This is a genomic window from Ruminococcus sp. SR1/5 (genome assembly GCF_000209835.1).
Classification (GTDB): domain Bacteria; phylum Bacillota; class Clostridia; order Lachnospirales; family Lachnospiraceae; genus Blautia_A; species Blautia_A fusiformis.
Genome location: NC_021014.1, coordinates 2,972,784 through 2,996,374 on the forward strand (window position 1 = coordinate 2,972,784; position 23,591 = coordinate 2,996,374).

At 45.7% G+C, this 23,591-nt stretch carries 23 protein-coding genes and 1 pseudogene; 17 read left to right on the forward strand and 7 right to left on the reverse strand.

Annotated features, from left to right (window positions below; all coding sequences use genetic code 11):
* On the reverse strand, positions 1-181 hold a 181-nt coding region (locus CK1_RS14950; protein ID WP_306288964.1), incomplete at its 3' end, for a hypothetical protein.
* Between the two features lie 75 nt (positions 182-256).
* Positions 257-1,075 carry a histidinol-phosphatase HisJ family protein gene (locus CK1_RS14955; RefSeq protein ID WP_015526998.1) on the reverse strand — a complete coding sequence of 273 codons (819 nt, stop codon included), beginning with the start codon at positions 1,073-1,075 and terminating at the stop codon, positions 257-259.
* A gap of 308 nt (positions 1,076-1,383) precedes the next feature.
* On the opposite strand from CK1_RS14955, the gene gap reads away from it, so the two are divergent.
* The 3 genes from gap (at position 1,384) to tpiA (ending at position 4,579) form a co-directional block, all read left to right on the forward strand.
* Complete coding sequence (gene gap, locus CK1_RS14960) at positions 1,384-2,403, forward strand: type I glyceraldehyde-3-phosphate dehydrogenase (RefSeq protein ID WP_015526999.1); 1,020 nt, start codon at positions 1,384-1,386, stop codon at positions 2,401-2,403.
* A 186-nt stretch (positions 2,404-2,589) separates the two neighbouring features.
* Positions 2,590-3,786, forward strand: a complete 1,197-nt coding sequence (locus CK1_RS14965) for a phosphoglycerate kinase (protein ID WP_015527000.1) — start codon at positions 2,590-2,592, stop codon at positions 3,784-3,786.
* Positions 3,787-3,829: 43 nt separating this feature from the next.
* Positions 3,830-4,579, forward strand: coding sequence for a triose-phosphate isomerase (gene tpiA / locus CK1_RS14970; protein WP_015527001.1), 750 nt, complete (start codon positions 3,830-3,832; stop codon positions 4,577-4,579).
* Between the two features lie 116 nt (positions 4,580-4,695).
* Here tpiA and CK1_RS14975 read toward each other — a convergent pair whose 3' ends face one another.
* Positions 4,696-4,974, reverse strand: coding sequence for a helix-turn-helix domain-containing protein (locus CK1_RS14975; RefSeq protein ID WP_015527002.1), 279 nt, complete (start codon positions 4,972-4,974; stop codon positions 4,696-4,698).
* Positions 4,975-5,075: 101 nt separating this feature from the next.
* Between CK1_RS14975 and CK1_RS14980 the strand changes: the two genes are divergently transcribed.
* From CK1_RS14980 to CK1_RS15020, 9 genes are all read left to right on the forward strand, one after another.
* The gene (locus CK1_RS14980; protein ID WP_015527003.1) at positions 5,076-5,399 is read left to right on the forward strand and encodes a hypothetical protein; all 324 of its coding nucleotides are present in this window, start codon (positions 5,076-5,078) and stop codon (positions 5,397-5,399) included.
* 80 nt (positions 5,400-5,479) lie between these two features.
* Positions 5,480-5,632, forward strand: coding sequence for a hypothetical protein (locus CK1_RS14985; protein ID WP_015527004.1), 153 nt, complete (start codon positions 5,480-5,482; stop codon positions 5,630-5,632).
* Positions 5,633-5,664: 32 nt separating this feature from the next.
* Positions 5,665-6,576, forward strand: a complete 912-nt coding sequence (locus tag CK1_RS14990; RefSeq protein ID WP_015527005.1) for an Mbeg1-like protein — start codon at positions 5,665-5,667, stop codon at positions 6,574-6,576.
* Positions 6,577-6,651: 75 nt separating this feature from the next.
* Positions 6,652-7,947 carry a homoserine dehydrogenase gene (locus tag CK1_RS14995; protein WP_021652282.1) on the forward strand — a complete coding sequence of 432 codons (1,296 nt, stop codon included), beginning with the start codon at positions 6,652-6,654 and terminating at the stop codon, positions 7,945-7,947.
* 211 nt (positions 7,948-8,158) lie between these two features.
* Positions 8,159-9,700 (forward strand): 2,3-bisphosphoglycerate-independent phosphoglycerate mutase, encoded by a 1,542-nt coding sequence (gene gpmI / locus CK1_RS15000; protein ID WP_015527007.1) that lies wholly within the window; start codon positions 8,159-8,161, stop codon positions 9,698-9,700.
* Positions 9,701-9,956: 256 nt separating this feature from the next.
* Positions 9,957-11,309, forward strand: a complete 1,353-nt coding sequence (locus tag CK1_RS15005) for an MATE family efflux transporter (RefSeq protein ID WP_015527008.1) — start codon at positions 9,957-9,959, stop codon at positions 11,307-11,309.
* A gap of 126 nt (positions 11,310-11,435) precedes the next feature.
* Positions 11,436-11,858 (forward strand): hypothetical protein, encoded by a 423-nt coding sequence (locus tag CK1_RS15010; protein ID WP_015527009.1) that lies wholly within the window; start codon positions 11,436-11,438, stop codon positions 11,856-11,858.
* Entirely contained in the window at positions 11,834-13,069 is a 1,236-nt protein-coding gene (locus tag CK1_RS15015) for a L,D-transpeptidase family protein (protein WP_015527010.1), read from the forward strand. Before CK1_RS15010 ends, CK1_RS15015 begins: the two co-directional genes overlap by 25 nt.
* Positions 13,070-13,150: 81 nt before the next feature.
* Positions 13,151-13,450, forward strand: coding sequence for a DUF3784 domain-containing protein (locus CK1_RS15020; protein ID WP_015527011.1), 300 nt, complete (start codon positions 13,151-13,153; stop codon positions 13,448-13,450).
* A 106-nt stretch (positions 13,451-13,556) separates the two neighbouring features.
* Here the strand turns inward: CK1_RS15020 and CK1_RS15025 are convergent, their stop codons facing one another.
* Complete coding sequence (locus CK1_RS15025; RefSeq protein WP_015527012.1) at positions 13,557-14,921, reverse strand: MATE family efflux transporter; 1,365 nt, start codon at positions 14,919-14,921, stop codon at positions 13,557-13,559.
* Positions 14,918-15,538 (reverse strand): HAD family hydrolase, encoded by a 621-nt coding sequence (locus CK1_RS15030; RefSeq protein WP_015527013.1) that lies wholly within the window; start codon positions 15,536-15,538, stop codon positions 14,918-14,920. Before CK1_RS15030 ends, CK1_RS15025 begins: the two co-directional genes overlap by 4 nt.
* 302 nt (positions 15,539-15,840) lie before the next feature.
* On the opposite strand from CK1_RS15030, the gene sfsA reads away from it, so the two are divergent.
* From sfsA to CK1_RS15045, 3 genes are read left to right on the forward strand one after another with little or no spacing between them, the layout of a single operon-like run.
* Positions 15,841-16,521, forward strand: coding sequence for a DNA/RNA nuclease SfsA (gene sfsA, locus CK1_RS15035; protein WP_015527014.1), 681 nt, complete (start codon positions 15,841-15,843; stop codon positions 16,519-16,521).
* Between the two features lie 12 nt (positions 16,522-16,533).
* Positions 16,534-17,589, forward strand: a complete 1,056-nt coding sequence (gene mutY, locus CK1_RS15040) for an A/G-specific adenine glycosylase (RefSeq protein WP_015527015.1) — start codon at positions 16,534-16,536, stop codon at positions 17,587-17,589.
* Positions 17,586-18,602 carry a glycosyltransferase family 2 protein gene (locus CK1_RS15045; protein ID WP_015527016.1) on the forward strand — a complete coding sequence of 339 codons (1,017 nt, stop codon included), beginning with the start codon at positions 17,586-17,588 and terminating at the stop codon, positions 18,600-18,602. Before mutY ends, CK1_RS15045 begins: the two co-directional genes overlap by 4 nt.
* A gap of 23 nt (positions 18,603-18,625) precedes the next feature.
* Here CK1_RS15045 and CK1_RS15050 read toward each other — a convergent pair whose 3' ends face one another.
* Together CK1_RS15050 and CK1_RS15055 are read right to left on the reverse strand one after the other, a co-directional pair.
* Positions 18,626-19,111 carry a phosphatase PAP2 family protein gene (locus tag CK1_RS15050; protein WP_306288965.1) on the reverse strand — a complete coding sequence of 162 codons (486 nt, stop codon included), beginning with the start codon at positions 19,109-19,111 and terminating at the stop codon, positions 18,626-18,628.
* A 276-nt stretch (positions 19,112-19,387) separates the two neighbouring features.
* Positions 19,388-20,320, reverse strand: a complete 933-nt coding sequence (locus CK1_RS15055) for a diacylglycerol/lipid kinase family protein (RefSeq protein WP_015527017.1) — start codon at positions 20,318-20,320, stop codon at positions 19,388-19,390.
* A 180-nt stretch (positions 20,321-20,500) separates the two neighbouring features.
* Between CK1_RS15055 and CK1_RS15060 the strand changes: the two are divergent.
* Positions 20,501-21,174, forward strand: a pseudogene (locus CK1_RS15060) (response regulator transcription factor).
* A 153-nt stretch (positions 21,175-21,327) separates the two neighbouring features.
* A complete protein-coding gene (locus CK1_RS15065; RefSeq protein ID WP_015527019.1) occupies positions 21,328-23,523 on the forward strand; it encodes a DNA topoisomerase III in 2,196 nt (731 codons plus the stop codon).
* Positions 23,524-23,591 lie beyond the last annotated feature (68 nt).

The following is a 23,591-nucleotide window of genomic DNA, read 5'->3' on the forward strand; positions in this document are numbered from 1 at the left end:
AGGTTTCGACTTTAAGCGTTTCCTTCTTTACGGTTTCAAGTTTTTTCACTTCGGCTTTAGCATTTTCAACAGATTTGGCAACACTGGAACTGGTGCCGGCAGCAGAGGTATTTTTTTTCAGCTGCTTTTCTTTTTTTGCCTGCATGGCAGCTTTCTTTTTCTGGAGTCTTTTTGTTGACATATAGAGTTCCTCCTTAGATAAAATGATATTTTCGGTATAAAAATGTAAACTCTCTCACCGGAGAGAGAAACAGAGCTACAGCTTATGAAAAACAGGACGGCGGTTTTTAAATACAGCATAATGGGAAAAACCACATTCACGGAGAACATCAGCCGCCTTGTCAAAAGCATAGCCGATCTTATCCGGAGTATGGGCATCTGCACCGATGGTGATGATCTCACCGCCAAGCTCACGGTAACGTCGGATAATATTGACACATGGATTCGGTTCACCAAGCCCGTAGTGATAACCGCCTGTGTTCAGCTCGATTCCCACATTTTTGCGGATCAATGTCCGCAGGATCTCGTCCAGGATCTCCTTATATCTTCCATAAGAATACTGACGGTTCTGATTTGGACCATAACGTACTACATAGTCGATATGTCCGTACACATCCATCTCGTCAAAAGCAGCGATATTTTCCAGGATGGATTCAAAATATTCCATGTAGCATGCGGATTCCTTACGGCCCTCAAAATAAGAAGGATAATAAGGATCGTATCCGTGCACCACATGGGAGGAACCAATAACGAAATCAAAGGGAACTTCTTTCAGAAAATCGGAAAAAGATTCTGCAAGCTGAGGCTGAAGTCCAAGCTCGATCCCGAAGTTAACCTGGATCTGGTCTTTAAAAGCATCCGCAAGACTCTCAAGTTTCTGGCGGTATGCAGGGATGTTCAGGGAAAAATCAAGATTTTCCGGAGTATCGGGATAATCCGGATCAAAATGTTCAGTAAAACAGATTCCCGTGAGACCCTGGTCTGCGGCAGTCTGGATCATTTCTTCCATTGGTGTATCGGAATCTGCGGAAAAAGAGGAGTGCATATGGCAGTCCCATAAAATTTTCTGGTCCATTTTGTACCTCCATATTAAAGCCTTTATATTCTGTGACAATGATCGTATCTGCCTGCTGTGAAGCCGGGAAAGTCAAACTCCCGGCGGGAATATAGATATCTGTTTTGGGGATCAGCAGGACAGAACTTTCTATCAGAGAATTATAGCACATTTTTCAGGAATTTTCTTAATATTTATTTTAATGTTCTTTTTTATAAATAGCTCTTGAATTTTTGTTTGGAATTAGGTACAATATGAAGCAGGTTGATGTTTCTTTAACAAACAAAGGAACGATTTAATCACCATTCAATTCATAGGAGGAATTTATCATGGCAGTAAAAGTTGCAATTAATGGTTTTGGACGTATCGGTCGTCTTGCATTCCGTCAGATGTTTGGAGCAGAGGGATTCGAGGTTGTAGCAATCAATGACCTTACATCTCCTAAAATGCTTGCTCACTTATTAAAATATGATTCTACACAGGGAAGATATGCTCTTGCAGATACAGTAACAGCAGGAGAGGATTCCATCACAGTAGACGGAAAAGAGATCAAAATCTATGCTAAGGCTAACGCTGCAGAGCTTCCATGGGGAGAAATCGGTGTAGACGTAGTTCTTGAGTGCACAGGTTTCTACACATCTAAAGACAAAGCTCAGGCTCATATCGATGCAGGTGCTAAGCACGTAGTTATTTCCGCTCCGGCTGGAAACGACCTTAAGACAATCGTTTACAACGTAAACCATCAGGGTCTTACAAACGAGGACAAGATCATCTCCGCAGCTTCCTGTACAACAAACTGCCTTGCACCAATGGCTAAGGCTCTTAACGATCTTGCACCGATCAAATCCGGTATCATGTGCACAATCCACGCTTACACAGGCGATCAGATGACACTTGACGGACCGCAGAGAAAAGGCGATCTGAGAAGATCCCGTGCAGCTGCAGTTAATATCGTTCCGAACAGCACAGGTGCTGCTAAAGCTATCGGACTTGTTATCCCAGAGCTTAACGGCAAACTTATCGGTTCTGCACAGCGTGTTCCTACCCCAACAGGTTCTACAACAATCCTTACAGCAGTAGTTGAAGGAAATGTTACAAAAGAGCAGATCAACGCAGCTATGAAAGCAGCTTCTAACGAGTCCTTCGGATACAACGAGGATGAGATCGTATCCAGCGATATCGTTGGTATGAGATTTGGTTCCCTCTTCGATGCTACTCAGACAATGGTACTTCCACTTGAGAATGGCACAACAGAGGTTCAGGTAGTTTCCTGGTATGACAACGAGAACTCCTACACAAGCCAGATGGTTCGTACAATCAAGCATTTCGGAAGCCTTCTGAACGCTTAATTTTCAGCGAACGAGTGTAGAAGAATAGACTCAGAAAGGGTCCGGTCTGAAGAGGACCGGGCCCTTTTTTTTCAAAAGACCAAACAAAAAAATGTCTGAGGAAATGACTGTTAACAGAGCGGACAACAATACCGCTCGCCCTTATTCATCTGCTTTTGCAGAAATAAAAGTTAAGGAGATATAGAGATGCTGAACAAAAAAAGTGTTGACGATATCAATGTAAAAGGACAGAAAGTACTTGTAAGATGCGACTTCAATGTTCCGCTTCAGGATGGAAAGATCACAGATGAGAACCGTCTTGTAGCTGCTCTTCCTACAATCAAGAAACTGATCGCAGACGGCGGAAAGGTTATCCTCTGCTCCCACCTCGGAAAACCGAAGGGAGAGCCGAAACCGGAGCTTTCTCTTGCACCTGTAGCAGTTCGTCTTTCTGAGCTTCTTGGCCAGGAAGTAAAATTTGCAGCAGATCCTGAGGTAGTAGGACCGAACGCAAAAGCTGCTGTAGCAGAGATGAAAGATGGCGATGTAGTTCTTCTTGAGAACACACGTTATCGTGCAGAAGAGACAAAGAATGAAGATAAGTTCAGCGAAGACCTTGCTTCTCTTTGTGATGTATTTGTAAATGATGCATTCGGAACTGCTCACAGAGCTCACTGCTCTAACGTAGGTGTTACCAAATATGTAAAAACAGCAGTTGTAGGATATCTGATGCAGAAAGAGATTGATTTCCTTGGAAACGCTGTAAACAATCCGGAGAGACCATTCGTAGCAATTCTTGGCGGCGCTAAGGTTTCCAGCAAGATCTCTGTTATCAACAACCTTCTTGACAAGGTAGATACACTGATCATCGGTGGTGGTATGTCTTATACATTCTCCAAGGCTATGGGCGGACATATCGGAACATCCCTCTGCGAGGATGATTACCTTCAGTATGCTCTCGACATGATGAAGAAAGCAGAGGAGAAGGGCGTGAAGCTTCTTCTTCCTGTAGATAACAGAATCGGTGATAACTTCTCCAATGACTGCAACATCCAGGTTGTAAAACGTGGTGAGATCCCGGACGGATGGGAAGGAATGGATATCGGACCGGAGACTGAGAAGCTTTTTGCAGACGCTGTAAAAGATGCCAAGACTGTTGTATGGAACGGACCGATGGGATGCTTCGAGATGCCGAACTTCGCTCATGGTACAGAAGCAGTTGCCAAAGCTCTTGCTGAGACAGATGCAACAACGATCATCGGTGGCGGTGATTCTGCAGCAGCTGTAAATATCCTCGGATATGGCGACAAGATGACACACATCTCCACAGGTGGCGGTGCTTCTCTTGAGTTCCTTGAGGGCAAAGAGCTCCCAGGTGTAGCAGCAGCTAACGATAAAGACTGATAAAAAATAAAGTGTTCCAAGAACACAAAAAGGAGATAAAACCATGGCAAGAAAGAAAATCATTGCTGGAAACTGGAAAATGAACATGACACCAAGCGAGGCTGTAAAGCTGGTTGAGACTTTAAAACCGCTTGTTGTTAACGACGAAGTTGATGTAGTATTCTGCGTACCGGCTATCGACATCATTCCTGTTGTTGAGGCAGCTAAAGGAACAAACATCCAGGTTGGTGCTGAGAACATGTACTTCGAGGAGAAAGGTGCTTATACAGGCGAGATCGCTCCTGCTATGCTCGTAGACGCAGGCGTTAAGTACGTAGTACTTGGACATTCCGAGAGAAGAGAATACTTCGGTGAGACAAACGAAGACGTTAACAAAAAAATGCTCAAAGCTTTCGAGCATGGTATCACACCGATCATGTGCTGCGGTGAGACACTTACTCAGAGAGAGCAGGGCGTGACAATGGACTTCATCCGTCAGCAGGTTAAGGTTGGATTCCAGGGTGTTACAGCTGATCAGGCTAAGACAGCAGTTATCGCTTACGAGCCGATCTGGGCTATCGGAACAGGTAAGACAGCTACAACAGAGCAGGCTCAGGAAGTTTGCGCTGATATCCGTAAATGCATCGCTGAGATCTATGATGACGCTACAGCAGCAGAGATCCGTATCCAGTACGGCGGATCTGTAAACGCTGCAACAGCTCCTGACTTATTCGCTCAGGCTGATATCGACGGCGGTCTTGTAGGCGGCGCTTCCCTGAAACCAGATTTCGGAAAGATCGTAAACTACAAATAAGATCTATTTAAAAAGGGGCTTCGGCCCCTTTTTTTATATCTACTTATAGAAAAAATCAAAAAAACTCTCCCTGACACGGATAACACAGCCAACAAAAAAGCTGCATCTGATCACAGTCAGAGAGAGTTTTTCTTATCTTCAGAGTAAGGATTGTTTTTCTCTGAAGCTTTTTCTGTATGTTCGTTCCTTTCGTCAGGCTCGGGAACGTGTTCCACAATGTCCTCGATCTCGCAGTGGAGAATGGAACACAGCCTGTCTATGGTATAAATTTCAACATTTTTATTTTTTCGAAGTCTGTCCAGAAGTGAACGGGTGATCTGGTAATGTTCATAAAGATCATACTGAGTGATCCCACGCTCCTTCATCGTGACCCAAAATCTGTCATATTTTATCATATATATATCCTGTCCGATTCATCCTTGAATTAATCTTATTATGAAGGTAAAATTGGAATCACAACAGTGTCCTTATATCGACACTACAGAAAGGAGAAGCAATGAGGAAGTTTTTTAAAATCTTAATTTCAGTGGTGATCACACTGTATTTTTCAGCTACCATGTTCTACTGCTTTGTGGCAGGAACACCGGATGACGGAAAAGGGGCAGTGATCTATATGATGTCAGCAGCAGGCCTGTCGATACTGTTTCCAGCTTTTACCTGCGGCTGCATTCATTACATCCTTTATCTCAGAAAAAAATGGATGAAAGGAGCAAATGATCAGGATTTATGGTATGATAACAATAAATATCTGGCAGGGTATGTCGTTTCAGAAAACGGTTATCTGATAACGGCAGAAACGCATCAGATGGCTGTGCTGTGATGCAGCCGTTACGTATTATAATAGAAAGAAAGCCTGCAGCTGTGCGTAAGACGCTTATATGATCATTTGCGGAGGATTTTATGGGGAATATTCTGGATTATCTTGACTGGAGAGGAGATCTTACCTTTGAGCAGTCACCCTTTAATGAAGTTGACAATCTGATACTGGCGTGTTTTTCCTATCTTGATCTGGATGAGAGGGCAGAAGTAAAAACGGAAATACTCTTTCTGTAGAAGAACTCTTTGCGGCTTTTTCCAGACGGGAAATGAAGAAGGATCTGAAAGCAGAAAGTGCATTTCTGCAGAATACACCGGTGCTCCTTGAAAAAATGGCCTGTGCGGAGAGATTCCGGAAATGTACAGTAGGAGGCTTTGTCAATGAAATCCTTTCCAGTCAGGCTCAGCAGTTTGCGGCAGTGACTATAGGACTGGATGATGGAACCACATATATTTCCTTTCGGGGAACCGATGATACCATTGTGGGATGGAAGGAGGATTTTAACTTAAGCAACGGAGTTGTTCCTTCGCACAGAAAGGCGTTGGGATATCTGGAAACGCATGGAACTTATATACAGTCCATGCTGCGGATCGGCGGTCATTCCAAAGGCGGAAATCTGGCTATGTATGCAGCGATGCAGTGCAGTGACATCCTGCAGGAAAAGCTTCTTTCTGTCTATGATAATGATGGCCCGGGTTTCCCGGAAGGATTTTTCAGTCCCGGAAGAGTGGAAAGGGTTTTGCCAAAAGTCACTCGTATCATTCCCGAGGCATCTGTGATCGGTATGCTGCTCAGCCACCAGAAAGATCCGCGGATTGTAGCCAGTACACAGAAGGGGATCCTGCAGCATGATGCTTTTACCTGGGAGGTAATGGGGCCATCCTTTATAGAGAAAGAAAGTTTGACAAGAAGAGCTGCGGCGTCAGATCGAAGTCTTCATAAATGGATCGACCATATGGATGAAAAACAGAGAGAGCATCTCATCGGGGAACTCTTTTCTGTGTTGGAAGCAACCGGAGCAGATACCATTTCCCAAATCCAGGAAGGTGGTCTGAAAAGTCTGGCTGCCATGGTGCGCCAGCTGGATAAACTGGATCCACAGTCAAAAGCTATGGTGCAGGAACTGATCACCGGACTTTTTTGGCAGCTGGCTGGAATTACTTCCTCTGCCGGAACTTGACAAAAAGCGTTTTCTGCCATAACATAGGAGTTACTTTGATAAAAATTGGAAAAAACGGAAAGGGGACATCAGAAAATGAACGAAAAAGTCGTAAATGCGGCCCTTCTTGGTCTCGGAACAGTAGGAACCGGTGTATATAAAGTGATCAAAAGCCAGGAGCAGGAAATGACAGCCAAGCTTGGATGCCAGGTAAAGATCACAAAGATCCTGGTGCGTAACCTTGAGAAAGCGTCCGGGAAGGTAGACGATCCTTCTGTTCTTACAACAGACTGGGCAGATATTGAGGGAGATCCTTCCATTGATATTGTGATCGAGCTGATCGGCGGGATCGAGCCGGCACGTACTTATATCCTTGCAGCACTGAAAGCTGGCAAGAACGTTGTAACTGCAAACAAGGATCTGATCGCAGTCCACGGAAAAGAGATCCTGGAAACTGCCAGGGCAGCGCAGAAGGATTTTCTGTTTGAGGCAGCAGTTGCCGGAGGAATCCCGATCATCAGCCCGTTGAAGAACAGTCTTGAGGCCAACCATGTAACGGAAGTTATGGGAATCGTAAACGGAACTACGAACTTTATCCTTACCAAGATGTCCCAGGAGGGAATGGAATTTTCAGATGCTCTTGCTCTTGCTACAGAACTTGGATATGCAGAGGCAGATCCTACTGCAGATATCGAGGGAATTGATGCTGGAAGAAAGGTTGCCATCCTTGCATCAGTTGCCTTTAATTCCAGAGTTACCCTTGATAATGTTCATATAGAAGGAATCACAAAGATCACGGCAAAGGATATCCGTTACGCAAAAGAAATGGGCTGCGAGATCAAGCTTCTGGGTGTTGCACGCTGTCAGGAGGACGGCGTTGAGGCCTATGTCTGCCCGATGCTGATCCCGGCAGAGCATCCCCTTGCATCCGTCAATGATTCTTATAATGCGGTTTTTGTACACGGAGATGCAGTAGGAGATACCATGTTCTACGGACGTGGAGCAGGTGAGCTTCCTACAGCAAGTGCGGTTGCCGGTGATGTATTTGAGGTAGTCCGTAATATGAAGGCAGATTGCTGCGGAAGAGTAGGCTGCACCTGCTATAAGACACTTCCGGTAAAAAATATGGCAGATACCCATAACCGTTATTTCCTCCGCCTGCAGGTAGAGGACCGCTGCGGTGTGCTGGCTGAAATCCTGGAGCATTTTGCAAAATATCAGGCAAGCGTGGCACAGATCATGCAGAAAGAAAGCAAGAGACCGGATACCGCAGAGGTTGTTGTGATCACCAAACTTGTAAGCGAGGGCGCTTTCTTTAAGGTTAAGGAAGAACTGGAAAACAGCGCATCTGTAAGAAAGATTTCTTCTATGATCCGTGTATACCAGAAATAATATCTTTCGCGTAAATTTACAGATCAGCCGTATCAGTTGTCGGGAAATTGAAAACAGACAAATTTTTGTCAAAGAAAACGTTGCAAAATTTCTGGATTTTGGTACTATATAAAATGGAAAACAAAAGAATCCTGAATGGTACAGAGGGTTTCAGAATCAGTGAAGAGCTGTGCCGGACAGATTTTCGATCAAAGATAAGAAGGGGAAAATTATGAGCAAAAAACCAACAGTTTTAATGATCCTTGATGGATACGGACTCAATGACAGACATGACGGAAATGCTGTATATGAGGCAAAAACACCGGTTATGGACGGACTCATGAAAGATTATCCGTTTGTAAAAGGCAATGCCAGCGGTCTTGCGGTAGGTCTTCCGGACGGACAGATGGGTAACTCCGAGGTTGGTCATATGAACATGGGCGCAGGCCGTATCGTATACCAGGAGCTTACAAGGATCACAAAAGAGATCCAGGACGGCGATTTCTTCAAGAATGAGGCACTTCTTTCTGCTATGAAGAATGCAAAAGACAACGATTCCGCGATTCATTTTATGGGACTTCTTTCTGACGGTGGCGTACACAGCCACAATACACATCTCTACGGACTTCTTGAGATGGCAAAGAGAGAGGGACTCAAGAAAGTTTACGTACACTGCTTCCTGGATGGACGTGACACACCGCCTGCATCCGGTAAAGAGTTTGTAGAGCAGCTGGAAGCTAAAATGAAAGAGATCGGCGTTGGTGAGATCGGTGTGATCTCCGGACGTTATTATGCAATGGATCGTGATAACCGCTGGGATCGTGTTGAGCTTGCATATAAAGCTCTTACACAGGGCGAAGGCGTAAAGGGAACAGATGCTGCAGCAGCAGTTCAGGCTTCCTATGATGATGACAAGACAGATGAATTTGTGCTTCCGACTGTTATCGAGAAAGACGGCAAACCGGTTGCAACTATTTCCGATAAGGATTCCGTTGTATTCTTCAACTTCCGTCCGGACCGTGCAAGAGAGATCACAAGAGCTTTCTGTGATGACGATTTTAAGGGCTTTGAGAGAGCAAAGAGACTGGATACCACATTCGTATGCTTCACAGAGTATGATGATACCATCCAGAATAAGCTGGTAGCATTCCACAAGGTTCTTCTTCACAATACCTTTGGTGAGTACCTTGCAGCTCACGATATGACACAGGCACGTATCGCCGAGACAGAGAAATATGCACATGTTACATTCTTCTTCAACGGTGGTGTTGAGGAGCCAAACAAAGGAGAGGATAGAATCCTTGTAAAATCCCCGAAGGTTCCGACCTACGATATGCAGCCGGAGATGAGTGCACCGGAGGTTTGTGAAAAGCTTGTAGAGGCGATCAAATCTGACAAATATGATGTGATCATCATCAACTTTGCGAACCCGGATATGGTTGGCCATACAGGTGTTGAGGCAGCTGCGATCAAGGCTGTTGAGACTGTTGATGCGTGTGTTGGTAAGGCTGTAGAGGCAATCAAAGAGGTTGACGGACAGCTCTTTATCTGCGCTGACCATGGTAACGCAGAGCAGCTTGTAAATTATGAAACAGGTGAGCCATGGACAGCTCATACAACTAATCCGGTACCGTTTATCCTTGTAAACGCAGATCCGAAATACACACTTCGTGAGAACGGATGTCTTGCAGATATCGTTCCGACTCTGATCCAGCTTATGGGTATGGAGCAGCCGAAGGAAATGACAGGAGAGTCTCTTCTTGTTGAGAAATAAATAAGATTCACGGAATCCCGGCAGATTTTTACGGATCTGCCGGGATTTTTTCATCCGATTGTTTCTGTTTTCACACATGAAAAAAAATTTCAAAATCATCTTGTAAAATCATTCCATTTCAACTATAATCCCTCTGATACATAAAAACAGGTAACTTTTGAGCAACTGTAAAGTTACAGAAAGAATAATAAAAAGAATAACAAAAAGCAGCACAAAGTTTAGGAACGATCAAATTAAATGGGGGGAAAAAGATTTCATGAAAACAGACATGACACAGGGAAAACCGGTAAAAGTGCTCCTGGGATTTACGATCCCGGTATTTATTGGTAATGTATTTCAGCAGTTCTACAATATGGTAGATGCGGTGGTTGTAGGAAAATTTGTAGGAACAAAGGCACTGGCGGCAGTTGGCTCAACAGGAACTATCATCTTTTTGATCATAGGCTTTCTTCTGGGACTTACTGCCGGTTTTACCGTACTGACTGCACAGAAGTACGGTGCGGGAAAAATGGATGAGATGCGTCAGACCGTGGGCAATGCACTGATCCTGACAGCGCTGGTCTCGGCAGTGATGACAGCAGTCAGCATGACAGGTATGCATGCACTTCTGAAATTTATGCATACGCCGGATGATATTTTCAAGGATGCATATGCTTACGTTATGATCATCTGCGGAGGGATTTTTGCCCAGGCATTATATAATATCCTGGCCAGTATCCTCCGTGCACTGGGAAACAGTAAGGTACCACTGTATTTTCTGATCTTATCTGCAATGCTGAATATTGTGCTTGACCTTGTATTTATCATCGTGTTTAAGCTGGGAGCGCCTGGAGCAGCCTGGGCTACCATTATTTCCCAGGGAGTTTCAGGAGTCTTATGTCTGGTATATATCTGGAAGTTTGTGCCGGAGCTTCGTATGAAAAAAGAAGACTGGTATTTTAGACGTAACCTCGCAGCCAAGCAGATCGGTGTGGGAATCCCAATGGGACTGCAGTATTCCATTACGGCGATCGGAACCATGATGGTACAGTCAGCCTTAAATATGCTTGGCTCTTATGCGGTGGCGGCGTTTACAGCAGGAAGTAAGATCGAGCAGATCTTCACCCAGGCATATGTGGCACAGGGAACTGCCAGCGCTACCTACAATGCACAGAATATCGGAGCCGGAAAGCTTGAGAGAGTGCGGGAAGGCTTCCGGGCTTCGCATTTTATAGGAATTGTATATTCTGTTGTTGTTGGCAGTTTTCTGTTCTTTGCGGGAAAATATTTCGCATATCTGTTTATCTCAGATAACATTGAAGAAGTGCTTCCTATGGTAGCAATCTATGTAAAATGTGTGGCACTGTTTTTTATTCCTCTGTATTTTGTCAATGTACTGCGAAACGGGATCCAGGGAATGGGATATGGTCTTCTTCCTATGATGGCCGGTGTAGCTGAGCTTGCAGGAAGAGGGATCACCGCTACCATTGCAGCCGGAAAAAGTAGCTATATCGGTACCTGTCTTGCAAGTCCGGTGGCCTGGATCTTTGCGTCAGTGCTCCTTTGGGTAATGTACGTCTATGTTATGAAAGATATGGCGCGGAAGCTGTACGGTACAAATAAGTTATAAAAAACCGTGAAATGAGATGCAATTTCCGGAAAGTATGATATAATGAAAAAGCTGGTGAGTAAGACCAGAAAGTATCAATGGAAAGATGCCTTTTTTGAAGGCACATGAACATAGAGGTGAATAAATATGAGCAACGATGAAAAGAGGGATATCGAGGACAGGATCAATGATGCCATGGCAAAGATCGTCAGTGATACTGCAGGAGAGCCTCAGCCTGAAAATAAAAATAACAGATCAGCTGCTCACAAGTCGGCAAGACCTTCGAAATCAGCAAGGCCAAGGAAGATCACCTACGTACCTATCGATGAATCTGAATTTGAACCTATCGTTATACCCGAAAAGAAAAAGCATAAGGCACTGAAGGTGACCGGAATGATCGCCGCCATGGTTTTGGTAGTGGCAGGCTGTGCATATGCAGGAGTATCTTATTATTACACCAGTCATTTCTTTGAGGGCACAACGATTAACGGGATCGACAGCTCCAACAGGACTGCATATGAGGTTGAGCAGGAGATCGCAAAAAAATGGAAGGCTATTCCATCCAGGTAAAGGCCAGAGATCAGGAACCGCAGACTATAGAAGGAACGGATATCAGTTATCGTTATATATCCAGTGGTGAAGTTCTGAAGCTTTTGAAAGCGCAGAAGCCCTATGAATGGGTGAGAGGATTTTTTGAAAAGACGACTTACACAGCCAGTGAGCAGACAGCTTTTGACAAGTCAAAGCTGGAGTCAGAAGTGAAAGCACTGAACTGTGCCCAGAAAGAGAATCAGGTAGCACCGGAGAATGCGTATGTAAGCTTTAATGATTCCGAGTTTACGATCGTGCCGGAGACAGTGGGAAGTGAACTGAAGGTAAAAGAAGCCTATCAGATGATCAGTGATGCTATCAGCAGCGATGACGGGGAAGTAGATCTTGGCAGTAACCCGGATGCTTATGTGAAAGCAGATGTGACCAGCGACAGTGCAGATCTGCAGGCAACGGTGGATGCATATAATAACTTTGCGAGGGCAAGCATCACCTACACATTTGGAGATGAGACAGTAACACTTGATGGAAGCACCATCAAGAACTGGCTGCAGTTTGACGAAAAGGGCCAGCTGATCCAGGATGATGCATCCTTCAAACAGCATATCGTGGATTATGTGGCACAGCTTGCAGCGGATCATGATACAGTAGGTACAGAGCGTCAGTTCCAGACAACAAGCGGAAGAACTGTTTCGGTTTCCGGTTCTGCATATGGCTGGAAGATCGATCAGGACGGAGAGGTGGCACAGCTTACCCAGGAGATCCAGTCCGGAGCTCAGACGACCAGAGAGCCGGTTTATTCCATGAGAGCCAATTCCTATGGTGTGAATGATCTGGGAAATACCTACATTGAAGTGGACCTTACAGAACAGTATATGTGGTATTATCAGGATGGAAATGTGATCTTTGAATCAGATATCGTATCCGGACTTGCAAGTGATCCCAAGAGAAAAACACCTCCTGGAATCTTCACCTTGTACTATAAGAAGAGCCCGGATGTGTTACGTGGCACCAAGAAACCAGACGGAACCTATTCCTATGAACAGCCGGTAACCTACTGGATGCCGTTTAACGGAGGCATTGGATTCCATGATGCAGACTGGCAGCCGTATTTTGGAGGCGATCGGTATCTAACCGGAGGTTCCCACGGCTGTATCAATATGCCGCCGGATAAAGCGGGAGAGCTTTACAACATTATCCAGTATAATGTTCCGATCGTCTGTTTCTATTGATCGGAGCTGTAGTCAAAAACAAACAGGAGCCAGCCGGTGATCCGGTGTGTGGCTCCTGTTCTTTAGCAGGAGGAAAACATTATGTTTGATCAGTCATTCAGCTTTATACTTACAATCGCAGCACTGGTAGTAGGATTTATGCTTTTTACCGGACACGGTTCCTTTTTTATGAAAGGCGGAAACACACAGGCCAGAGCCCAGAAGTATGATGAGAAAAAAATGGAAAAGGTTTCAGGAATCTGTCTGATACTTATCGGAGTGGCTACAGGAGTTGACGCATTCACCACAAGTGTAGCAGCAAAGATCGCCTATGTAGTAATTCTGTTTGTGATACTTGCGGTATTTCTGTTTGTACTCAGAACAAAATGTATCAAAAAATGATCAGAAGTATCAGAACTATCCTTTAGGTAAAAAAGCAGAACTCCCCGTGAAACGGTAACCTGTCTGATCAGGCTCCGGTATCCGCGGGGAGTTTTTCTGTCTGTATTTAGTTTAATTTCGTTCGGCTGGTCTGCCGGAATGTCAGAGTAAAGATGATTCCCTTTACGATAGAAGTAAGGGAAAGTGCCCACCAGATACCATTGAGTCCCATTCCCGCATGAGTCAGCAGCATGGCAAGCGGGATTCTGGCCCCTGTCAGGATAATACTGATGATACTGCAGAGCTTGGTCATACCAAGGCCGGACAGTGCACCGATGGTCATCAGCTCAATGGCCATGAAAGCCTCACAGAAGCCGATGATGATCAGGTAATTTACAGAAATCCCAAGGGATTCCGGATCATGGAAAAACAGTCCGGAGATCGGGCGTGGGAGCAGCACAAAGGCTGCAGTTATGATAAGGCCCCAGATTGTCAGGATACCAAAGGAAATACGGTAGCCCTGGCGGATGCGGTCGTATTTTTTTGCACCGAAATTCTGTGCGGTAAAAGCATTTAAGGCAGAGGCAAAGCCGTCCGCGGTGTTCCAGGAAACGGATTCGATCTGTCCGCCCACACGCTGGACAGCAATGGCAGCAGCACCGAAGGCGGAAACCATTCTGGTCAGTACCATGGAGATCATACAGTAGAGCATGCTCTGGATAGCGGTTGGAAAACCAATGCGGAAGATATTTTTATAAAATTTTCTCGGAAAACGTGAAAAAAGATGAAGTTCACGAAGTACATTTGTTTCCAGCCCGGAAGTAAAGATCCGGAAAACCAGCACTGCAAAAACCAGGAACTGTGCAGTTACTGTGGCAATGGCAGCACCTGCCGTTTCAAGCCGTGGAAAAGGTCCAATGCCAAGGATCAGGAGCGGATCCAGGAGCATATTTCCCACAAGTCCAAGAAAATTGGCCATCAGCGGAGACCTGGAATCTCCCTGGGCTGTAAAAAGTCCGGTGAGAGTCAGGTTCAGGAAGGAAAAAATGATCAGTCCGCAGGTGATCAGCATATAAGATCTGGCAGAAGAATATGCTTCCGGGTCTGTCAGATTAAAAAATCCGATCAGAGGATCAAGAAATATAATACTTGCTGCAGAAAATAAAAGACCGAACAGAATGGTCATCTGCAGGGCACTGGCCGCGTAGGAACGTGCCTCTTTATAATCCTTCCGGCCGCAGGACTGTGCTGTGTTTACCTGTCCGCCCATTCTCGGAAGGGCTACCAGTCCCTGGGAAAGCCACACATACATGCCGCCCACACCGACACCGGCAACTGCCTTGGAGCCCAGAAGCCCGATCCAGGCCATATCTGTGATATTATAGGCAGTTCCAAGAAGGGAAGATGCCATGATAGGAAGAGCAAGCTCTGAAAGCGTTTTCAGGATCGGACCGGAAGTAAGGTCTATGGATTTTGATTTTTTCATACTCATCTGCATATCTCCGTAAGGTCAAAAGGCCTGGTGATCCGGTAATCCGGTTTATCCACCTGCCCGAAGCCGTATTCAGCAAAGATAAAAGGAACTCCTGCTTTCCGGCAGGCATTAAAGTCTCCTAAAGTATCACCGATATAAACCGGATCGGAAAGATTATTATCCTCGCGGATCTTCATGATATTTTCCGCTTTGGCCATGCCGGTGTCGCCGGGACAGAGATGGCCCTTGAAATAGTGTCCGAAGCCTGTGGATTTCAGGAACACTTCAATATATCCGGCCTGGCAGTTACTGACGATAAAAAGAGGAAAACGGCTGGAAAGAATCTTCAGTGTTTCCTCAAGATCCGGATACAACGGAGCACATTTGCGAAGCAGTGCCTCGTGCTCTGCCTGGCAGCAGCCGTCGATGATACGAAGCTGTTCTGCTTCCGGAAGCTCAGGGAAAAGAGCCTTTGCAATATCCGGCAGCAGCTGGCCAAAAAGCCCCATCAGTCGTTTGGCGCTTACATCGGTATCCATGTGCTCCGTATGGATAAGGTAATCACTCCAGGCCTCAGCTACGATCCCGGTGGAATCCCAGAGCGTACCGTCAACATCAAAAATAATACTGTCCATCAGAAAAACCTCCCCAAAAAACTATGATATGTAAAAAAAGCAACCCTTTGTACTGGACATAGTACAAAACAAGTTACTGTTCACTCCGTTCTCAGCAATACGCTTCGCGATGCACAGAATTTATGCTAATCGCATAAATTCGCGCGGTATGTCTCGGGTTTTCTGTGACCTTCGCTCACAAAAAACACCTCGCGGAATATTACCAGTGAACAGTTATCAAAATAATTCTATATGAGAAAAGAAAAAAAGCAACTGCGCTTTTGAAGATTTTATGTTATAGTAAGGGTTACGAGGGAAAAACTATGAATTATAAGAATACGATCAGAGGTATATTCAAAGACAGGCCTAACCGTTTTATCGCTCATGTGCAGATCGGGGATCAGCTGGAAACGGTCCATGTGAAGAATACAGGCAGATGCCGGGAACTTCTTGTTCCGGAAGCAGAAGTGATCCTGGAAAAGAGTGATAATCCTGCCAGGAAAACGAAATACGATCTGATCAGTGTGAACAAGGAGGGCCGCTGGATCAATATGGATTCCCAGGCCCCAAATAAAGCAGCAGAAGAGTGGGTGGCGGCCGGAAATCTTTTTCCGGAGAAAGTGACTGTCAGGAGAGAAAAGACATACGGAAATTCCCGTTTTGACCTGTATGTGGAATCCGGGAAGCGAAAGGCTTTTATCGAGGTAAAAGGCGTCACTCTGGAAGAAAATAATATCGTGCGCTTTCCGGACGCACCTACAGAACGGGGGATCAAGCATCTTTGTGAGCTGATGCATGCAGCAACTGACGGCTATGAGGCGTATCTTCTTCTGGTGATCCAGATGAAGGGTGTAAGGTATTTTGAACCAAATCGGGAGACACATCCGGAATTTGGAGAAACACTTAAGGCGGCAGCAGATGCCGGTGTTCACATCCTGGCCTATGACTGTGCCGTCACGGAAGATTCCATGAAGATCTGTGATCCGATACCGGTAAGATTATAGAAAGGAAATGATATGCCTGAAAACATTGCAGAACCCCTTCTGAAATGGTACGATAAAAACAAAAGGCTCCTGCCCTGGAGAGATAAAGACAATGCCTATTATACCTGGGTATCTGAGATCATGCTCCAGCAGACCCGAGTGGAAGCGGTGAAACCTTATTTTCAGCGCTTTATCCAGGAACTTCCGGATGTAGCAGCCCTTGCGGCGGCACCGGAAGAGAGGATCATCAAGCTGTGGGAAGGCCTTGGCTATTACAGCCGTGTCCGCAACATGCAGAAAGCGGCTGTTCAGGTCATGGAAGAATATGGAGGCAGGATCCCTGAGGATTTTGAGACACTTCTCTCGTTAAAAGGAATAGGAAGATATACGGCAGGTGCCATTGCGTCCATTGCCTACGGAAAGAAAGTCCCTGCAGTAGATGGAAATGTGCTGCGGGTATACGCAAGACTCACCGAAAACCGTGGAGATATCATGAAACAGTCTGTACGGAAATCGGTGGAAAATGATCTTACAGAGCAGATGTCTGAGGACAGACCAGGGGATTTCAACCAGGCTATGATGGAGCTGGGAGCTGTAGTCTGTGTTCCAAACGGAGCAGCAAAGTGCGAAGAATGCCCGCTGGGGCATTTTTGCCTTGCCAGAAAGCATGGAACTGTAGAAGAACTTCCCGTAAAAGCACCGAAGAAAGCCCGCACCATAGAACAGCGAACGGTCCTTGTGATCCAGGATGGAGCAGGTACAGCGATCCGTAAACGTCCGGATACAGGACTTCTGGCAGGCCTTTATGAGCTTCCAAATGTGGAAGGACATCTGACGGAGAAGGCGGCACTTGCCCGGGTAAAAGCCATGGGGCTGGAACCACTGCGGATCGAAGCACTGCCGGATGCGAAGCATATTTTTTCCCATATTGAATGGAGGATGTGTGCTTATCGTATCGCTGTATCCTCTCTGGAAGAAGCACCGCAGGGGGAGTTCCTGTTTGTGGATAAGAGAGAATCCGATAAAAAATATGCAATACCATCTGCGTTTCGCGCATACACCAGATATATGAAGGAGGAAAACTCATGAAACTTTTGAGCGTAGCAATACCATGCTATAATTCAGAGGCTTATATGTCAAAATGCATCAATTCCCTGCTGATCGGAGGAGAGGAAGTGGAGATCATCATTGTAGATGATGGCTCCAGTGACCGTACTGCCGAGATCGCAGATGATTATGCCGAGAAATATCCAACTATCGTAAAAGCCATACATCAGGAAAATGGCGGCCATGGACAGGCAGTCAACACAGGGATCAAAAACGCAACAGGACTTTATTTCAAGGTTGTGGACAGTGATGACTGGGTAAATCAGGACGCCTACTATGAGGTCCTGAAAACACTTTATGAACTGACACGTGGGGCTGAGACCGTGGATCTTCTCATCAGTAATTTCGTTTATGAGAAGCAGGGAGCTACCCGCAAAAAGATCATGCAGTACAGACACTGTTTTCCGACAAACCAGATTTTCGGATGGGATGAGGTACGCCACATGAAAAAAGGCCAGTATCTCCTTATGCATTCCATGATATACCGTACAAAACTTCTCCATGACTGTGGAATGGAGCTTCCGAAGCATACGTTCTACGTAGATAACCTGTTTGCGTTTGAGCCGCTTCCCTATGTAAAAAATCTCTATTATTTGGATGTAAATTTCTATCGATATTTTATTGGAAGAGATGATCAGTCTGTCAATGAGAAAGTGATGATCAAGCGTATCGATCAGCAGATCCGTGTAAACAAACTGATGGTGGACGCCTATCTGAAGGCTAATGTGAGCAACCGCAGACTTCGTGCTTATATGTTCAGCTATCTGGATATCATCACAACCGTTTCTTCGATCATGCTGGTAAGAGCTGCAACGCAGGAATGCCTGGATAAAAAACAGGAGCTGCAGGATTACATCAAAAACCAGAATATGGGACTGTACCGGAAGCTTCGGAGAAGTCTCTTCGGAAGAGTGTCCAATCTTCCCGGAAAAGGTGGAAGAAAGATGTTTGTGGCAGCCTATAAGATCTGTCAGAAGTTTTATGGATTTAATTAAAAAAGCCCCCAACGGGGCTTTTTTTATAAATTCTGTTCCGGTTTCTTCTTGCGCATATGAGATAGGGAGCGCTGTTCCTCGTAATCCTCCACTCTCTGTGGATAGAACAGGAGATGTCCGAACAGTGCCAGTGTGGTACCAAGACATACATCGATCACGGAGTGCTGCTTGATAAACATGGTGGACAGGATGATCAGAACAGAAAGGATCAGGGCTCCTCGCTGAAGCCATTTCCTGTCTTTCAGTGCCTGGCAGTGATGAATGGCAAAATAAACAGCCAGGGAATTAAATACATGGATACTTGGCAGGATGTTGGTGGGAGTATCTGTCCGATAGAGCTCGGCCACCAGTCGTGTAAAGATGTTGCTTCTGGGGAATACCGCAGGGCGGAGATACTGAACGTTCGGATAGATGTAGGAAACAACAAGGAAAACCGTCATTCCCATCATCAGGTTGAAGATCAGCTGGAAATATTCCTTTTTATTCTTATTGCGAAACAGGAAATACACAACCGTTATTACCACATATGGAAACCATAAAAGGTACGGAATAATAAAAATCTCGCAGAACGGGATCATATCATCAAAAACAGTATGTACAACATGGTAGGCTCGTACAGGCCGCTGCTCCAGATATCCAAACAGGATAAGATAGGCAACGAAATAGATTGCTATGATAAAACCGTGCCTGTATTTTTTATTTTACTCAACATTTTGCCGCTCCTTTTCTTGAGGTATGGCTGATGTCAGCCTTAAGCTTCTTTTTTGTTAAGTATCTACCTGCTACTATAACACAGGCATTATGATTTTTAAAGGTTTCTTTTCAATGGTCACAGAAAATTCACGCTGGATTCCGCCGGATTCTCCGTCTTTATGCACAGGAAGGGAATGGTCACTTGTAATATGTACGTTCCTGCACTGTAAAATATGTACACCGCGAATGCGGGTATGTTTTCCCCAGAGAGCGCTCGGCAGGCAGAACAGCATTTTCAGCTTGGAGATTCCTTCAATAACGATCACATCCAGTAAACCATCCTCCGGACTGGCGTTTGGACAGAATTTAAAGCCTCCGCCTTCATATTTCTGGTTCATTACAGCCGCAAACCAAGTCCTGCTGAAGGTTTGTGGCTTGTTCCCGTCAAGTGTTATCGTGACCGGGGACGGAGTAAGGAAGAGAAATTGCTTCAGTGCCACCATAAGGTAGATGAGTTTACCCATATGGAGACGGTTGAGAAATTTTTTGCCAGGTGTGATCAGGACTTCCTGACAGATTGCCGCATCGTAGCCCATTCCTGCACTGATGCCGAAACGGTAGGAATGGCTGCCAAGGTGGAGAACAGGAACATCCATGAAAATGGTCCGTCTGTTCTCAAGAATAGAGCGAAGCGCTTCAAAAGGATCAAAGGGCAGGCCCATACTGCGGCAGAAATCGTTGCCGGACCCGACCGGGATAAATCCGAAAACAACCGAAGACAGATCAATGATCCCGGTAAGTACTTCGTAAATAGTGCCGTCACCGCCTACTGTTACCAGAGTTACCGGGTCCTCCGGTGTTCCGGCAGTACTGATCCTTCGTGCCAGTACTGTGGCGTGTCCCACATATTCTGTGAGAAAATACTGATATGAGATCCCCTGACTTTCCATGATGCTGCGAAGCCGGTTCCAGACATTACGTCCCTCACCGGATCTTGAATTGGGATTCACAATAAAAGAATACATAATAAAAAACCTCCAAACAACTCTCTGCTTTATCATAACATTGACGTTCGGCTTTTACAAATTAAAATTTCTTAAGGATTTCTATATTTTACATAAACTTAACCTTTTTTCTATGTTGGATTTTACGAATGCACTTTATACTTGCACGTATCAGATGAAAAATGAAGCTGGAGGAAAATTATGATATATCTTGTGGAAGATGATGAAAGTATCCGTGAACTTGTTGTATATACATTAAACAGTCAGGGTCTGGAGGCACAGGGTTTTGAACGGCCATCACTTTTCTGGAAAGCGCTGGAAAAAGAACTGCCTTCACTGGTGCTTCTGGACATTATGCTTCCGGAGGAAGACGGACTGTCTATTTTAAAAAAATCCGTATCCGTCCGGATGTGCGGAAACTTCCGGTGATCATGCTTACTGCAAAAGGAAGTGAGTTTGATACCGTGGTAGGTCTGGACAGCGGTGCAGATGATTACATTCCGAAGCCGTTCCGCATGATGGAACTGATCTCCAGGGTACGTGCCCTTCTTCGGAGATCAGAGGACAATGGCGCAGAGGAGTATCGTATGGAAAATCTTTATGTATGTCCGGGAAGACATGAGGTAACTGTTGATCAGGAGCCTGTGAATCTGACACTGAAAGAATACGAGATGCTTTGTCTCCTTTTGAAAAACAGTGGTACGGTTCTTTCCAGAACACAGCTTTTAAATCAGATCTGGGGATATGAATTCGACGGGGAGAGCAGAACCGTAGATGTACATATCCGTACCCTTCGCCAGAAGCTTGGCCCGGCAGGAGATCTGGTGGAAACAGTTCGTGGAGTGGGCTATAAGATCAGTGGAAAATGTGCATGAACAGCTGCTGAGAGTAATATGAAAGTAAAGAGCATTTCGACGGAAAAAGGCTTCGGCCCTTTTCTGGACGAAGTGCTTTTTTCATGCTATAATAGTTGAACCCCGGAGCCATTAGGAAACAGGCTCCAAAGAGTAAGAGGTGAAAGAAAAAATATGAAATCATTAGTAATTGCGGAGAAGCCATCCGTTGCCAGAGACATTGCTAGAGTCCTCCACTGCAGTCAGAAGGGGAACGGAACCCTGGAAGGAAAAGCCTATGTAGTGACCTGGGCCCTGGGACATCTGGTAACACTGGCAGATCCGGAAGAATACGATAAAAAATATACCAAATGGGAGCTTTCCACGCTTCCCATGATGCCGGAGAAAATGAAACTGGTGGTGATACGCCAGACCTCCAAGCAGTACAATGCGGTGAAAACCCAGCTTTACAGGAAGGATATCGGGGAGATCATCATTGCCACAGATGCCGGACGTGAGGGAGAACTGGTAGCAAGATGGATCCTTGCAAAGGCAGACTGCCATAAACCTATCAAGCGTCTGTGGATCTCATCCGTAACGGACAAAGCAATCCGTGACGGCTTTGCCCACCTTAAAAACGGCCATGATTATGATGATCTTTACCGTGCGGCACAGGCCAGGGCGGAGGCGGACTGGCTGGTGGGAATGAACGGGACCAGAGCACTGACCTGTAAATATAATGCCCAGCTTTCCTGCGGACGTGTGCAGACCCCCACCCTTGCCATGATCGCAAGAAGAGAGCAGGAAATCCGGGAATTTAAGCCGGAGGATTATTACGGGATCATTCTGCAGGCGGGAAATGTACGCTGGACCTGGCGTGACGGAAAAAGCGGAAGCCTCCGTACCTTTAAGAAGGAGCGTGCCCAGGAGATCCAGACAAAGGCAGGAAAAAGCAGCCTTACCATAACAAAGGTTTCCAGAAAGCCGAAGAAGACCTATGCGCCGGGGCTTTATGACCTGACCACTCTTCAGAGAGAAGCCAATCAGAAATACGGCTTTTCTGCAAAGGAAACTCTGAATATCATGCAGAGGCTCTACGAGAATCACAAAGTCCTTACCTACCCAAGAACGGATTCTAGATATATAGGAAAAGATGTAGTTCCTACCATTAAAGAGCGTCTTCAGGCATGCGGGACAGGTCCTTATCGAAAACTTGCCGGTGCGCTGGTCAATAAACCGATCCAGACCAGTGCTGGCTTTGTGGATGACAAAAAAGTCAGTGACCATCATGCCATCATTCCTACAGAACAGTTTGTACAGCTGGATCATATGACCAACGAGGAACGGAAGATTTACGATATGGTAGTACGCCGTTTCCTGAGCGTGCTGTATCCGCCGGCTGTATATGAGCTGGTAAGCATGGAAGGAACTGCAGCAGGAGAAACTTTCGCTGCAAGCGGACGTATTGTAAAAAGTGCAGGGTGGAGAGAGGTTTATGAAGGCGGCTGGCAGGATGAGGATGAAGAGGAATCCGGTGATAAGTTGAAAGACCAGAAGCTTCCGGAGCTTACGGAAGGTCAGATACTTACTGTGGAAGGAGCAGCTCTTACAGCAGGCAAAACAAAACCACCGGCCAGATTTACAGAGGCCACACTTCTTGGTGCCATGGAAAATCCGGTCCACTTTATGGAAAGCCACGACAAAAAAGCGGCAAAAACCCTTGGTGAGACCGGTGGACTTGGAACGGTGGCCACAAGAGCGGACATCATTGAAAAGCTTTTCAACAGCTTTATGATGGAAAAAAGAGGCAATGAGATCTACATTACCTCCAAGGCGAAACAGCTTCTGGAGCTGGTTCCGGAAGAACTGAAAAAGCCGGAGCTTACCGCAGACTGGGAGATGAAGCTCAGTGATATTGCAAACGGAAAGCTCCGTCAGGATAAATTCCTCACAGGGATCCGTAAATATGCTTGTGAGATCGTAGATGAGATCAAAGGCGGACAGGGAACCTTCCGCCATGACAATATGACAAACAAGAAGTGCCCTAACTGCGGCAAACATCTCCTGGCAGTCAACGGAAAGAATGCCAAAATGCTGGTGTGCGAGGACCGGGAATGCGGATACAGAGAGACAGTATCCAGGACCACCAATGCGCGCTGTCCGAAATGCCATAAGCGTATGGAGATGCTTCTGAAGGGAAAAGAAGAGACCTTTGTATGTCAGTGCGGCTATAAAGAAAAGCTTTCATCCTTCCAGGCAAGACGAGCCAAAGAGGGTGCAGGTGTGAATAAGCGTGATGTGCAGCGTTATCTTAAGAAACAGCAGAAAGAGGCCAATGAGCCGGTGAACAATGCATTTGCGCAGGCGTTGTCAGGAATTAAACTGGATTAAATAAATTGCCTGTCCAGATATCCGGGGTTCGGATGAGCGGAGGACCGGATGCAGATACGTCGGTCGGA

Bases quoted from the DNA above. Each gene is read 5' to 3' on its own strand.
- CK1_RS14955 (WP_015526998.1), bottom strand. From the start codon at position 1,075: ATGGACCAGAAAATTTTATGGGACTGCCATATGCACTCCTCTTTTTCC.
- gap (WP_015526999.1), top strand. From the start codon at position 1,384: ATGGCAGTAAAAGTTGCAATTAATGGTTTTGGACGTATCGGTCGTCTT.
- CK1_RS14965 (WP_015527000.1), top strand. From the start codon at position 2,590: ATGCTGAACAAAAAAAGTGTTGACGATATCAATGTAAAAGGACAGAAA.
- tpiA (WP_015527001.1), top strand. From the start codon at position 3,830: ATGGCAAGAAAGAAAATCATTGCTGGAAACTGGAAAATGAACATGACA.
- CK1_RS14975 (WP_015527002.1), bottom strand. From the start codon at position 4,974: ATGATAAAATATGACAGATTTTGGGTCACGATGAAGGAGCGTGGGATC.
- CK1_RS14980 (WP_015527003.1), top strand. From the start codon at position 5,076: ATGAGGAAGTTTTTTAAAATCTTAATTTCAGTGGTGATCACACTGTAT.
- CK1_RS14985 (WP_015527004.1), top strand. From the start codon at position 5,480: ATGGGGAATATTCTGGATTATCTTGACTGGAGAGGAGATCTTACCTTT.
- CK1_RS14990 (WP_015527005.1), top strand. From the start codon at position 5,665: ATGAAGAAGGATCTGAAAGCAGAAAGTGCATTTCTGCAGAATACACCG.
- CK1_RS14995 (WP_021652282.1), top strand. From the start codon at position 6,652: ATGAACGAAAAAGTCGTAAATGCGGCCCTTCTTGGTCTCGGAACAGTA.
- gpmI (WP_015527007.1), top strand. From the start codon at position 8,159: ATGAGCAAAAAACCAACAGTTTTAATGATCCTTGATGGATACGGACTC.
- CK1_RS15005 (WP_015527008.1), top strand. From the start codon at position 9,957: ATGAAAACAGACATGACACAGGGAAAACCGGTAAAAGTGCTCCTGGGA.
- CK1_RS15010 (WP_015527009.1), top strand. From the start codon at position 11,436: ATGAGCAACGATGAAAAGAGGGATATCGAGGACAGGATCAATGATGCC.
- CK1_RS15015 (WP_015527010.1), top strand. From the start codon at position 11,834: ATGGAAGGCTATTCCATCCAGGTAAAGGCCAGAGATCAGGAACCGCAG.
- CK1_RS15020 (WP_015527011.1), top strand. From the start codon at position 13,151: ATGTTTGATCAGTCATTCAGCTTTATACTTACAATCGCAGCACTGGTA.
- CK1_RS15025 (WP_015527012.1), bottom strand. From the start codon at position 14,921: ATGAGTATGAAAAAATCAAAATCCATAGACCTTACTTCCGGTCCGATC.
- CK1_RS15030 (WP_015527013.1), bottom strand. From the start codon at position 15,538: ATGGACAGTATTATTTTTGATGTTGACGGTACGCTCTGGGATTCCACC.
- sfsA (WP_015527014.1), top strand. From the start codon at position 15,841: ATGAATTATAAGAATACGATCAGAGGTATATTCAAAGACAGGCCTAAC.
- mutY (WP_015527015.1), top strand. From the start codon at position 16,534: ATGCCTGAAAACATTGCAGAACCCCTTCTGAAATGGTACGATAAAAAC.
- CK1_RS15045 (WP_015527016.1), top strand. From the start codon at position 17,586: ATGAAACTTTTGAGCGTAGCAATACCATGCTATAATTCAGAGGCTTAT.
- CK1_RS15055 (WP_015527017.1), bottom strand. From the start codon at position 20,320: ATGTATTCTTTTATTGTGAATCCCAATTCAAGATCCGGTGAGGGACGT.
- CK1_RS15065 (WP_015527019.1), top strand. From the start codon at position 21,328: ATGAAATCATTAGTAATTGCGGAGAAGCCATCCGTTGCCAGAGACATT.